This is a genomic window from Brevibacillus sp. 1238, from assembly GCF_029892995.1.
Lineage (GTDB): Bacteria > Bacillota > Bacilli > Brevibacillales > Brevibacillaceae > Brevibacillus > Brevibacillus parabrevis.
Genome location: NZ_JARXWC010000006.1, coordinates 305,908 through 318,700 on the forward strand (window position 1 = coordinate 305,908; position 12,793 = coordinate 318,700).

The 12,793-nt window shown below is 53.4% G+C and carries 8 protein-coding genes and 1 pseudogene; 3 read left to right on the forward strand and 6 right to left on the reverse strand.

Annotation, left to right across the window (positions count from 1 at the left end):
- Positions 1–63: 63 nt before the first annotated feature.
- The 4 genes from M2298_RS16695 to M2298_RS16710 all read right to left on the reverse strand — a co-directional run bounded on the left by M2298_RS16695 (position 64) and on the right by M2298_RS16710 (position 5,783).
- On the reverse strand, positions 64–1,221 hold the full coding sequence (locus M2298_RS16695; RefSeq protein WP_173599883.1) for an acetoin utilization protein AcuC: 1,158 nt from the start codon (positions 1,219–1,221) through the stop codon (positions 64–66).
- Entirely contained in the window at positions 1,218–1,862 is a 645-nt protein-coding gene (locus tag M2298_RS16700) for a CBS and ACT domain-containing protein (RefSeq protein WP_122964019.1), read from the reverse strand. The genes M2298_RS16695 and M2298_RS16700 overlap by 4 nt, the downstream gene beginning before the upstream one ends.
- 41 nt (positions 1,863–1,903) lie before the next feature.
- On the reverse strand, positions 1,904–2,536 hold the full coding sequence (locus M2298_RS16705) for a hypothetical protein (protein ID WP_063228124.1): 633 nt from the start codon (positions 2,534–2,536) through the stop codon (positions 1,904–1,906).
- A 73-nt stretch (positions 2,537–2,609) separates the two neighbouring features.
- Complete coding sequence (locus M2298_RS16710) at positions 2,610–5,783, reverse strand: penicillin-binding protein 1A (RefSeq protein ID WP_173599882.1); 3,174 nt, start codon at positions 5,781–5,783, stop codon at positions 2,610–2,612.
- 205 nt (positions 5,784–5,988) lie between these two features.
- Between M2298_RS16710 and M2298_RS16715 the strand changes: the two are divergent.
- Positions 5,989–6,295, forward strand: a pseudogene (locus M2298_RS16715) (cupin domain-containing protein).
- A 94-nt stretch (positions 6,296–6,389) separates the two neighbouring features.
- On the opposite strand, the gene rpsD reads toward M2298_RS16715, so the two are convergent.
- Together rpsD and M2298_RS16725 are read right to left on the reverse strand one after the other, a co-directional pair.
- Positions 6,390–6,989, reverse strand: coding sequence for a 30S ribosomal protein S4 (rpsD, locus tag M2298_RS16720; protein ID WP_063228128.1), 600 nt, complete (start codon positions 6,987–6,989; stop codon positions 6,390–6,392).
- Positions 6,990–7,285: 296 nt separating this feature from the next.
- Positions 7,286–9,583, reverse strand: coding sequence for an S-layer homology domain-containing protein (locus M2298_RS16725; RefSeq protein ID WP_122964021.1), 2,298 nt, complete (start codon positions 9,581–9,583; stop codon positions 7,286–7,288).
- A gap of 336 nt (positions 9,584–9,919) precedes the next feature.
- Between M2298_RS16725 and M2298_RS16730 the strand changes: the two genes are divergently transcribed.
- Together M2298_RS16730 and M2298_RS16735 are read left to right on the forward strand one after the other, a co-directional pair.
- On the forward strand, positions 9,920–10,501 hold the full coding sequence (locus M2298_RS16730; RefSeq protein WP_122964022.1) for a histidine phosphatase family protein: 582 nt from the start codon (positions 9,920–9,922) through the stop codon (positions 10,499–10,501).
- 38 nt (positions 10,502–10,539) lie between these two features.
- Positions 10,540–12,780 (forward strand): sensor domain-containing diguanylate cyclase, encoded by a 2,241-nt coding sequence (locus M2298_RS16735; protein WP_122964023.1) that lies wholly within the window; start codon positions 10,540–10,542, stop codon positions 12,778–12,780.
- The last annotated feature ends 13 nt before the right edge of the window (positions 12,781–12,793 follow it).

Genomic DNA, 12,793 nt, shown 5'->3' on the forward strand with positions numbered 1-12,793 from the left:
TCAGCATCGTTTCGGTGCGCGATCTCCCCGCTTTTTCGTATGTTTTTTCGCAAATGTCATCTGCTATTTGCTTGCTTCCGTAGGCGCGTACATCATGGCGCGCTCCAGCGTGATCCGGTTTTTTTCCGTAATCTCTGCCCGGCGGGGGATAGCGGGAAACGGTTCGTCAAACAGGCGGGTTGGCAGCGGCAAGTCTGTCTGCGGCTGCCAGCGCTTGAGCCAGCCAGAAGGCAGGTCGCCATCTTCCAGCGGCTGATCGCTCATCTCGCTCCACACAAGCGTCCATGCCCGCGGCACCACTCGCCAAATGTCGTAGCCGCCGCCGCCGACCGCGATCCAGCGGCCATCGCACAGCTCGTGAGCGAGGCGGTGGGCGAGCCTTGGGATATCTTGATAAATGCGCATCGAGCAGGAAAGGTGCGTGAGCGGATCAAACGTATGGGCATCACAGCCGTTTTGGGTCAAAATCACGTCCGGCTTGAAGCCTCTTGCCAGCTTGGACACTAGCTCGCCGTACACTTCCAGAAAAGAGTCGTCTTCTGTGAACGCATCGAGCGGCACATTGACCGAAAATCCGTAACCGCTTCCATCCCCGCGTTCCGAGAGATTCCCCGTTCCCGGAAACAAGTATTTTCCCGTCTCGTGAATGGAGACAGTCAAGACGTTCGGGTCATCGTAAAACGCCCATTGTACGCCATCTCCATGATGCGCGTCGGTGTCGATGTACATGACGCGTGCGTTCCAATGTTTGCGCAAATAGGCGATGGCGACGGAGCAATCGTTGTAAATGCAAAAGCCCGAGGCTCTCCCGCGAAACGCGTGATGCAGGCCGCCAGCAGGATTGAAGGCGTGTTCTGCTTGTCCCTTCATGACAGCATCGACGGCGTTCAACGTCCCTCCGACAATGAGGGCAGCCGATTCGTGCATGTTCTGAAAACAGGGGACGTCCTCCGTGCCAAGACCGTAGCTCGCTGCCTGGGGCAGCTCTTTTTCGCTATGGCCCTGATCGCGGACGAACTGGATGTAGCGTGCGTCATGAACGAGAGCAAGCTCTTCGTCGGTTGCCATGCGCGGGGCAATGATGTCTGACTCAGCGAGTAGGCCGTAGCTGCTCATCAGATCGTGCATGAGGAGCAGACGGCGTTGGTTAAAAGGGTGGTCATCGTTAAAGTAATACGTGGTGTAGTCGGGGGAGTAGATCAGACGAGCGTTCCGGCTCACAAAATTACCCCCCCATCCGTCGGTCCGACGACAGAAAATCCTCTTTGGAGCAGCAATTGTGTCACGACGCGCGGGTCAATCGTCTGGACGCGGAAGACCAGATTCTTTTTGCCGGGATTTTTTCCTGGAAACACGATGACACTGGTGACATTCACTTGTGCTTCGCGGAAAATCTGGCTGACCTCAGCCAGCATCCCGACGCGATCATCCACTTCTACTTCGATGTGCGAGCTGGGCTTGTTGACCCCGAACAGCTCGATCAGGCTGGAAAACAGGTCGGATTCCGTAATCATCCCGACGAGGCGGTTTCCTTCCACAATCGGCAAGGAACCGATCTTGTGCTCATAAATCTGGAGGGCGGCATCTTCGATGAAATCAAGCGGGTGAGCAGTGATGACCTGTTTTTGCATGATATCGGCAACAGGCTTGTGCAGCACGGTATCGTCATCGTCGTGGGTAAGCAAGCGGGAGGGGAGGGCATCGCGCAGATCGCGGTCCGAGACGATGCCCACCAGCTTATCGTCATCCAGAACAGGCAAGTGCCTGATTCGGTTGGCTCGAAGCAGCAAGAGGGCTTCTCCGATCGTGGTAGCTGGTTGGGTGGTAACGACGTTTTTTCGCATGATATCTTCTACGCGCATGAGTGATGGCCTCCTTGCATCCTTTGAAAAAGATGTCCAGACTAATAAAGAAAGCGATTCTGAAAACGCATGGCATCAAAAGCGACAACCGTTTCAGCAGGAACTCGTTTTCCGATTTTGGCCATCAGACAGTTGGCGGGATGAGAGCATATTTCCGGATCGTCTGTCGCCATCCAGGTAAGTCCGACGCTGCCCATTACTTTTTCCATGACCTTTCTGTACTGCCAGACATCAAGCCCTGTACCTTTCAGATCCCAATGCCAGTAGTACTCGGTCGTGATAATCACGTAGTCTTCCATCGCATCGTCCGCAAAAGATACTTCAAGGAGCTTCTTGGCTACGCCGCCCGCGCGAACTTTGTCACTGATCTCGATGGCGCCAAGCTCAAGCAGGTCGGGCAGCTTGGCCATGGACCAGCGCTCCAGCGGATCGGGATGGAGGAAGGTGACATAGCCGAGAACGAGGTCGCCTTCCCGCGCCAAAATAATGCGTCCTTCCGGCAGATCGGCAATTTCGATCAGAGCTTCGTGTTGCTGCTCCGGGATGCGGAATGCCTTTAGCCCTTCATCAAAGCGCAGGTCAGCCAAATGCCTCCCTGTAACCGGTCCCTCGATGAGAAGCTCTTTTCCGTTCACGATCATGCTCGCAGAATGATAGCGTTTGACGTGTTCCATCAGTTCCCCCCCTTTGCTTGTAGAAAAAGAGAGATGGCGATTGCGACCATCTCTGCTGATTCTTCTTCCTAGTCTATTCTGTGGTGGTTGCCGTTACGTTGTTTGAATGTGGCGATTCTCCGTAACTGTTGACGGCGGTGATGTAGTAACTGCCGTTCGGAACGTTTGTTGCGTGCGTGTAGCTCGTTGCCGATACGGTGTCGAGCAGCAAATAGCCGCTTGCCGCATCCGGGCTGAAATACACGTTGTAGGCAATGACCTGCTCGGTGGAACTGTTGCCTTTCCAGGACAGCTTCACGTTGTTGCCGCTTGCCTTGAGCGACAGCGATTTCGGAGCGGAAGGAGGTGAAGCGGAAGGCGTATTCGGGTTTGGATTCGAATTGCCGTTTGTGTCGTCTCCCGACCCTTGCTCGCCTGGATTCGTTTGATTGTTGCCGCTGTTATTGCCGCTGCCGTTATCCGTCGGTGGAGTCGTCGTGTCACCCGGCTGCGGCGTTCCCGTGTCTGTGCCCGGCAGCTCCCACGTATGGGAGGACGAGCCGACAGAAGCGATAGCAGAAGGGGAGGACTCGTTTCCGGCGATATCGACTGCTGTGACATAGTAGCCCAGATCACCGCTGCCTGATGCCGAATCGGCGAAGGTCAGTTCGGCCGGATCTTTCACTGTTGCGACTTTGACAAAGCCGTTTTGCGGATCGGCGCGGTAGATGCGGTATCCGACGAGATCGGCTTCCTTGCCAGACTGCCAGGAGAGCGAAATCTGTTTGCCAGAGCCGCTTGCGGTCACTCCGCTTGGCGCTGACGGCGCTCCGCCAACCTCTGTGCGCGGGTCTTCCTTGTCCGGGAGACGCTGCTCCCAGTCAGGCGGCTGACTTGCCACTTTGCTGTTTTTGGCTTGAATCTGTTCCTTGGAAGGAAGCGGATCAGGCGAGCGGTAGAAAATGCCTTCGGTGACAAAATCGTCCGGAGTGCCTTCCTTCGCCAGATAACGTTCCCCGTTGTACGTAATCAATCTAGCTTTTTGGTGAGAATCGTCCACCTTCGTCGGAACGAAGCGGCGATTGAACAAGTCGGTAATCACATGTCCTGCCTGCTTGGACAGCTCGCTTGGCAGCAATCCGGATTTGGAATCGACTGTTGCGCTGACAATCCCTGCCGGCTTTTTAAAGGTTGCGTCAGGGGGAGACAAGTTCGGGTGCTTGTCCATGATTTCTTTCATGACTTTGCCCCAGACAACCATTGGCACGTATTTGTCCGCATCCGGCATCGGGTACGGCTCGTCAAATCCGACCCAGACACCCATGGACAACTCCGGCGTGTAGCCGACGAACCAGAGGTCGTTGCTGTTGTTGGTTGTCCCGGTTTTGCCTGCCACATCGACTTTGCGCGGTACAAATTTGCGAATGTGGGTACCTGTTCCGGCGTTTACGACCGAACGCATCATGTCTGTGATCAGGTAAGCGGTTTGCTCGCTGTAGACTTGAACAGGCTGAGCCTCGTGACGATAGACTACCTTGCCCTGACTGTCTTCGATTCTGTCGATGAGGTATGCATCCACAAAGGAGCCGTGGTTAGCGAACGTCGCGTAGGCATTGGTCATTTCCTCCGCCGTCGTCCCGTATGTAAGTCCGCCGATTACGCCTGTTGCAGCGTGGTTGTCTGCATCGACCAGCGTGGTGATCCCCATTTTTTTGACGTATTCGAGTGCGGTAGGAATCCCGACCTTCAAGTACGTCTTGATCGCGGGAATATTCCAGGACATCCGCAGCGCTTCACGTGCACTCATGATTCCTTGCCATTTGTTGTTCCAGTTTTTCGGCAGGTGAGAGCCGTTTTGGCCGTCTGCGAGCAGCACGGGTGCGTCATCGATTGGCGAAGCTGGCTGCAAAAGCCCCAGTTCAAAGGCAGGAGCGTAGGCTGCCAGCGGCTTCATCGCCGAACCAGGCTGGCGCGGCACAGTCGCGTGGTTTGTCTGCTCCACTTTAAAATCGCGTCCGCCGATCATCCCGAGAATCGCGCCCGTTTTATTATGGATGAGCATGGCTCCGACTTCTTCCAGCGCGTTCTCGATTTTCTCCGTCTTGCCGTTGGAGCGGCGAATCGTGTAGGTGCGGTTTTTTCCGAAGTTTTTCGGATCGGTCGCAACAGCTTGCATAATGTTGTAGACATTTTTGTCAATCGTGGTGTGGACCTTGTAGCCTTTGCGCAAAATGTCGCGGCGCTTGTCCTCGACCAGTTGACGGTATTCGTTGCGTCCGATGGTGGACTTGTCGCGCCCTTTTTCCGCGAGATCAGCATCGACCAGCTGACGGGCGGCCCGATCCTCGATCTCCATCATCAGGAACGGAACTTCGCGGTACGCTTGCTGGGCAGGCTTGGCCAGCTGCGCTTTCAGGTCGGCCTTGAGCGCACCATCGTACTGGGCCTGGGTAATGTAGCCATTTTCCATCATGCGGTCCAGCACCATTTTCTGGCGCTCCTTGCCGCGTTGATAGCTTTCGGCGCGAAATGGAGAGTACGCGCCAGGATTTTGAATCATGCCAGCGAGATAAGAGCCTTCGCTGAGATTCAGTTCCTTCACATCTTTGCCAAAAATCCCTTTGGCGGCAGCCTGTACACCGTAGACGTTGGAGCCGTTGGCGTTTTTCCCGAAGTAAATTTCGTTCATGTAGGCTTCCAAAATCTGATCTTTGGAAAACATGCGCTCGATCCGGATGGCACTGAAGATTTCCCGCGCTTTTCGGGTGTGGCTCACTTCAGCGGAGAGGATCGTATTTTTTACGAGCTGCTGCGTAATCGTACTACCGCCTGTCACGACAGGTTGGTTGGTGAATTCCTGGATCGCTCCACGCATTGTGGATTGAAGGGAAACGCCGGAATGTTGGTAGTAGGTTTTGTCTTCTGTTGCGATGATGGCATTGATCAAATAAGGAGAAACGTCTGCCTTTTTCACCAAGCGCCGATCGCCTTCTTCAGCCCGCAATTGGCCGATGAGAGAGCCGTCGTTGTAGTAGGCGAATCCAGTCAGATAATTGGTGAAAATTTTGTCCTCCAGTTCCTCCTTGCTGCGCACTGGCTCGTCTTTCACGAGTGCGGCAACATAACCTGTCACGATTCCTCCGGCGACAGCTGCCCCCATAAGCCCAAGCAGAAACACCATCTGTACGATGATCCATATTATTCTGCCACGGCTACGGCGTCGCTTTTTTTTCGACGGTTCAGAGGAAGATGTGTGGTTATTCGACATAGTCTACGACCCCCTAGCATACCCCCTAATTATACCATACGAGGAACCATGAGGGTAGAAGCGATGATAGCGTCTACAGAGAAGTTCCGTGCATCGTCTGAATCTGTCAAAAAGTGTTGCGTTTTGCCTGTTTATGGCCGAACGCGGTTTAGGTTTATACGAGAAGCAGGATCGAGCTTGCCACCAGGAGCACAGCCATGGTGATGTGAAAGCCGCGCTCGTTTCTCTGGAGAAACTTGCGGAGTTGAGCGGCGTCAGCAAGACGATGATCGGGCAGATCGAAAGAGGGGCTGTTGAAATCGAAGGGGGAGGCTCGTTAGGCTCTGGTGCTCATCAGGAGGGAACGGAAGAGTTTTTGACGGTTTTTTCCGGGGAGCTGGCAGTCGAGATCAAAGGAGAGACGTATACGTTGCGGGCTGGCGATTCGCTTCAAGGCAGACAGGCCGCACAGCTATCGCAACGAAGGAGCGGAGCTGGTCCGCGTGAGCATGGCCATCTACTATTCGGGGTGATTTTCTGCAACGGATGGACGAGGAGCGAAAGAGGGCTGATCATAGAAAAAAGAGCAGGCCGACGGGCGGCACTGCTCTTTTTATGTCCAGACGATTAACGGCTGTAGAACTCAACGATCAGAACTTCGTTGATTTCGGAAGGCATTTCTTCACGGTCTGGGAGACGAGTGTAAGTACCTTCAGCAGCAGCATCGTTGAATGTTACGTAGTTTGGCAGGAAGTTGCGAGCTTCCAAAGAGTCCTTGATCAGTTGCAGACCACGGGACTTTTCGCGGATGGAAATCACATCACCCGGTTGAACACGGTAAGATGGGATGTTCACTTTTTTGCCGTTTACCAGGAAGTGGCCATGGTTTACCAGCTGACGAGCAGCAGGGCGAGTTGGAGCGAAGCCCATGCGGTATACCAGGTTGTCCAGGCGGGATTCCAGCAATTTCATGAAGTTTTCACCGACTACGCCAGCCATTTTGCTAGCTTGGTCGAAAGTGCGGCGGAATTGTTTTTCGTTAAGGCCAAACATGTGGCGCAGTTTTTGCTTTTCTTGCAACTGGATTCCGTACTCGGACAGTTTACGACGGTTGTTGTGACCGTGTTGGCCCGGAGGGAAGTTGCGCTTGATGTCTTTTCCTGTACCGTCGAGGGAGATGCCCAGACGACGAGCCAGTTTGTGACGAGGTCCTGTGTAACGTGACATGTATTCAGTCTCCTTTAAATTGGATTCGTAGGTGTTTACTTCCGGCAGGTTAGTTCCTACTTTATCTACACGAACTTCGGACGGTAGCGTTTCCGCATCGTGCTCCTCACAGATATTCAGCCGCAGTCTGTAAAGGGAGGGAACTAAGAAGGTGTATCCTTCCGTTTTTACCTACAATCAATGCTACCCTGTACACATACACTTAATCATACTAGGCGAGGTGTGGGGAAGTCAAGTGAAAAGACATGCGAAAAGACATGCGCCATCCTATAAGAGCGATGGCGCAAAATGTCTTATTAGTCGCGGAGGGCAGCTGACAGAGACTCCGGGGTTCCGCGTTTTTCCAAAAAGCGCGTGAACGTAATGGCCGCATCCGCACGCGATACGGCTGCTTGTGGCGCAAACGTCGTCTTTTCCGCAGGCACGATGCCCATGGCCGTCGCGATAATAATCGAAGCACGGTGCTTGGCGTTTGCGATATCCGTGAACGACGACTGGAACATGCCAGGGTAGTCGGTCAGCTTGTTGTAGCCAAGCGCCCGAACGATCATGTCGGCCAATTCATCGCGCGTAATCGCTTGATCAGGATTCAGTGCAGACGCGTTTTTGTCCAAAAGGCCGCGGTCTACAGCACCTTCGACAGCGGAGAAGAAGCGGGAGCCGTTTGCCACGTCGCTGTAAGTCGCCTTTCTTTCGGCGGAGTACACCGGGTATTGCTGGCCCTGGTTCAGGCTGATCATCAGCATCTCGATCATTTCGCCGCGAGTGATCGGTTTTTGCGGCAAAATTTTGCCATCTTCCAGAGAGAGGGCGTCGTATTCGTACATCAAAAGCAGTTCCTTTTCAGCGGGATGATCTTTGAGATCAAGCGGTGCCTGGCGATGCAGGTTGATCGCTTTTCCAGATGCAGTCGAGTGCCACTCGCCTGACGTCGCATCGAGGTAGTAAGGCTGCTCGAACGGCGTTGCAGTCACGCGATAAACAAGCTTCGCAGTTCGTTTCGGAATGTAGGACGGCTGATTCTGCACTTTCTTGTTGTCTTCCTCGCTGAGCGGTTCAAGGGCATAAACCGCTTCTGCCTCCGATTCTTTCCACCAGGACTGGACAGCTTCTTCCGCAGACAAGTGCTTTGGTACTTTCGTCGGATAAGTTTCGCCGCCGAAATCAGCGTTGTAGGACAAAAGTTCGCCTGTTTCCGAGTCGTACGTAAGGTAGGCAGAACCGCTGGCTGCGGCGACACCGTCGATGTAGCGTTCAAACGAGATGCGGAAGCGGTCGGAGTTATACGGTTCTACTTCTGCTTCACTCTCGCCACGATCAAGCAAAAACAACTGGTGTGCTGAAGTAGGCGTCCACTTGCGCACGGTTTCCATCGCCGCCTCCGTCAGCTTTTTCGCATCGGCAGTCTTTCCGGATTTTTCCCCGTCTTTTCGCACAGGCCGATCTTTGCTGTACGAATAGATGTCTCCTGTTACGGCGTCGAATGAGACAAATACGTAGCCGTCGCCTTCCTTGCCTTTTTGGGCGTATTCAAGATTCCAGATCGCGCGGTTGGCCTGGTAATCTCTTTCGTTATAGTTGGCGGAACGAAGCTCGTAATTGGCGAGGTCAAACGTCTTTTCCGCCCACTTGACCGCTTCGTCCTGGCTCAGTACCCCGCCGGAGCGGCGCGGAGAGAGCGGTTTGCTGCTGACGGCGACAGGCTCCTTCAACTCGCTGCGGGGAGTGAGGGATGAAGTGTTCAAGGCTTTGCCGCTTTTGGCGTCGATGTAGAAAGCAAACGGATTGTTATAAGCGAGTGAGACGCTGTTTTTTTCAGAACCGGAACGATTCCAGGGCAAAAGGTAAGCAAGCTGCGGGTCTGCCTGTTCCTGGAAAAGCTTTTCCGCTTCCTCCAAAGAAATCGCCTGGTCAGGCTTTTCGAATTTCACCTCGTTCCACGACAAGGAGAATTGATTGACGACCCCTGAGCCGTTTACTGTGATGTCTGCTCCGTTATCCGGGAACAGAACATCATCCACCACGCGGACAAAGCGGAATGTATAGGAAGCATCGGCATTGAGCGGCGTTTTTTGCTCCGGCGTCTCGCGCAGGTAGAGGCGAGTTTCGGCAGCCTTGCCCGGATTGTGCTTTTTCAAAAACTGCTCGGCGGCAGTGCGGGCATCTTCATAGGACACTCTTTTGGCGTAAGGCAGGTTGCTGCTGCTTTGATCGTAATAGGAGTAAGAGGTCAACTCGCCAGTGTTGGCATGGATGCTGACGCTGTACGACAGAAGCGTTTGCTCATTTTTCGAGTCCTTTTTTGTCCAGCTGAACGACCACTCCGGGAAGGCGCGCCAGCTGTCAGAGGAGCGAAACGACACGTTTGTCAGTGTGAGCCCGCTGGTCGGAACCACTTTTGCCGCAAGAGTAAGCGCCGCTTCTTTGGACAGCTTTACTTTGCTTGCCGCCGCCAGCAGAGTGCTGTCAGCTGGATTGGCAGCGACTATTTTGCCTGTAGCGGCTGCAGGTGTTTGGGCATATGCTTGTGCTGCGGGAAGCAGCAGGCTTGCTGTCAATACGAATGAGCTGGATCGAATTATCCAAGGCTTCATGAAAATTCCCCCCACGATGTTAATATCATTTGCTTTACAACCTCTGACGAGAGGAAGAGTGGAATCGTTTCATCTGGAAACGAGAAAAAAGAGAGCGCATTTGCGAAAAAGCAAGAAACATAGGAATTTTGTACCAAATGTTAACGGATGAAACTAGAATTGTGAACAACCATCTTATATAATAAGTAGTACTATCCATCCTACAATTGAAAAAGACAGTTTCGACTGTTCCAATGACCGCAACGGGTCATCTGCATGTTTTGAAAATAACCCCGCTCTGTTTTGTGCTTGGCAGGCGATGCAGGGCGGTTTCCACAGAAAAGGGGCTATTGCGTTTTGGAAACCATCATGTACCTCGTTCGTCATGGAGAGACAAAGTGGAATCAGATTCGGCGTATTCAAGGACACAGCGACATCGCTTTGAACGAGCTGGGCATGCGGCAGGCCGAGCTGGTAGCCGGAAGGTTCCGAAGCGAGACGATTCACGCAGTTTATTCCAGTGATTTAAGCCGGGCACGTGACACGGCAGCAAAAATAGCGGAAAACTTCTCGTTTTCCGTCGGGGCGCATCCGACTTTGCGGGAGCGCTGCTACGGACAATGGGAGGGGCTCACCTACGAGGAAATCCGCGAGCGTTTTGAGAGTCAGGATGAGGCTTCGTGTGGAATTGAAACTTTCGAAGACATGCAGCGGCGCGCGGTTGCTGCTCTCAGCGAGCTGGCAGCGAAGCATCCGAATGAAGCGATTGTCGTGGTTTCTCATGGCGGCCTGATCAACAGCTTTTTGCATTACGTAACAGCAGGGGAGCAAGGAACTGGCATCACGCGGATCGACAACACCGGGATATCCGTTTTCCGCTACGTCGATCGCAGGTGGGAAGTGCTCCAGGTAAATGATACTGACCATTTGGAAGCTTGAGAAAATGCTGAGAGAGGGAGTTTCTCGTGTCAAGTAAAATGTTGGGGAAGTTAGAGACGGTCTTTTCCTACACGGCCCATTTTATCTTACAATCTTGGCCGGAAAAGCGCCCAGGCATCCTTTTCTTGACAGATTCCGGGGGCCGCATAATCAACTTCATGGACATGCATGATAGTCAATCTGGAAGCTCTCTGTCCGACGCTGCACGCCATTACATGCAGACACAAGAAGTCTGCGATTATGTATCGGAAGCGTTGAGCACGAAAGAGATTGTCGTCAAGACGAAGAGAGAGAACACGCTGGTCTGCGGAGCTTTTCCGCTGAAGGAGCTGGACGGGAGCGTGCGGGCTGTCATTGGCATGCTCATTCCACAGCGAGAGATCGATTTCGATCTGCGTGCTTACATGCGCGGACTGGAGCCGCTCATCCGCATGGGATACGATGCGTACATCCAGCACGCCACCGGCCAGATTGTCACGGATTTGACCCTGCATGACACCGCGCGGGATTTGCTCGGCAGCTTGACGAGACAAATCAGTCACATCATTTCCAAGGGTCATTGCTCGGCAGTGAAGCTGTCCGAGGACGGGGTGCTGATTCCCCAGGAGATCGTCACCACGCAAGAAGCTGAACCCGGGCAGGCTCACATCCACCAGCTGGTCTCGCGGGTAGGCAATACGCCTGTGACGTCTTCGGTTCTCGACGATCACCGGGTAATCGTCGTTCCGGTGAGCCTCAATGACATCCCGCTCTATGCGCTGTTTATGCACCTGCCGCCCGAGGAAAAGGATTGCGTCTACGATGTGCGGGATATCGCCTTTTTGCAGGAGGTGGCGGAAAAGTCGAGCTGCGCTCTCTGGCGGGCGATCATGTCCGACGATTTGCGCCGTGAAGCCAGCAAAAAAGATTTGTTGTACCAGCTCATGTCCAAAATCCAGGCGTCGATTGATGTCAATGACGTTTTGCACGAAATCGTCACCAGCATTCCCAGCTTGTACCCGTATTTCTCCGTCGAGCTGTTCCTGACGGTAGAGCCGAATGCCACTACGCCCGTCAAGCAGCTGTCATTCCAGGAAGTGGAGCCGTCCACCAGCACAAAAGCGTACCTGGAAGGGCGCTTGATCGCGGAAGAAGTGGGAGAAGGCGATCAGCGGGTGACTGTCATTGCCGCTCCGCTCCTCGGCAAGCAAGGCATCTACGGCGTTTTGCAGGTGACTTCGGAACAGCCGATTTCGTTGAGCCAGCACGAGAAGGACTACATTTCCATTTTGGCAGATACAGCGGGCACTGCGTTCGAGAACGCCCAACTGTACCAGCAATCGCGCAATCTCATTCGTGAACTGCGCCTCATTAATGAAATGGCGCGACAGCTTAATAAAAGTCTTGATTTAAAGGAAATTCTAGATTTTGTCACAGAAATGATGCAGGCGACCTTTGATGCGGAGTTTTGTGCGATTCTCCGCAAACAGCCAGGGGAAGACAAATTCGATGTCCTCTCTTCATCTGTTCCCGCCTTTAACGGCACAGTCGTCAATGCATTGGAAAAGCCGTTTCAGCAAATCATGCAGAGCAAGCAAACGCTGCTTTTGGCTCAGCCAGGGACAGGTCCGCTGCCATTTTCGCTGTTTTCCTGCTGCTCGCTCATGGGAGTTCCGCTCGTCGTTGAGGGTGAGATTAGCGGAGTGCTTTTAGTCGCAGATTCCCGCTATCATTTTTTTAGTTTTGACGACTACAAGCTGCTCGAAATTTTTGGCCAACACGCAAGTCTTGCCATGACCAATGCCGTTTTGCACAATGAGATGGAACGGATGGTCATTACCGACAACTTGACGGGACTTTTCACCAGACGGTATTTGAATGAGCGAGTCAGGGCTTCGCTTGAAAAAGACAGCTACGGCTCGTTGATTTTGATTGATATCGACTATTTTAAGACGGTTAACGATACGTTTGGTCACCAGGTAGGCGACGAAGTGCTGATCCAGGTGTCCGACCTCATTCGCCACAGCATCAGAGACAGCGATATCGCTGCGCGTTGGGGCGGGGAGGAGCTTGCGGTTTACCTGCCGCGCGTTGACAAAGCGACCGCCCACTCTGTTGCCGAGCGCATCAGGGAATGTGTGGAGCAGGAAACTTCTCCGCGCGTGACCATCTCGTGCGGTCTGGCCAAATGGAACCGGGAGCTGGATGTGAATCTGAGCGTCGAAGCCTTATTCCATCAAGCAGATATCGCGTTGTACGAAGCGAAAAATTCTGGTCGAAACCAAGTTGTTCTCGCCTAGAGCCAAATAAATG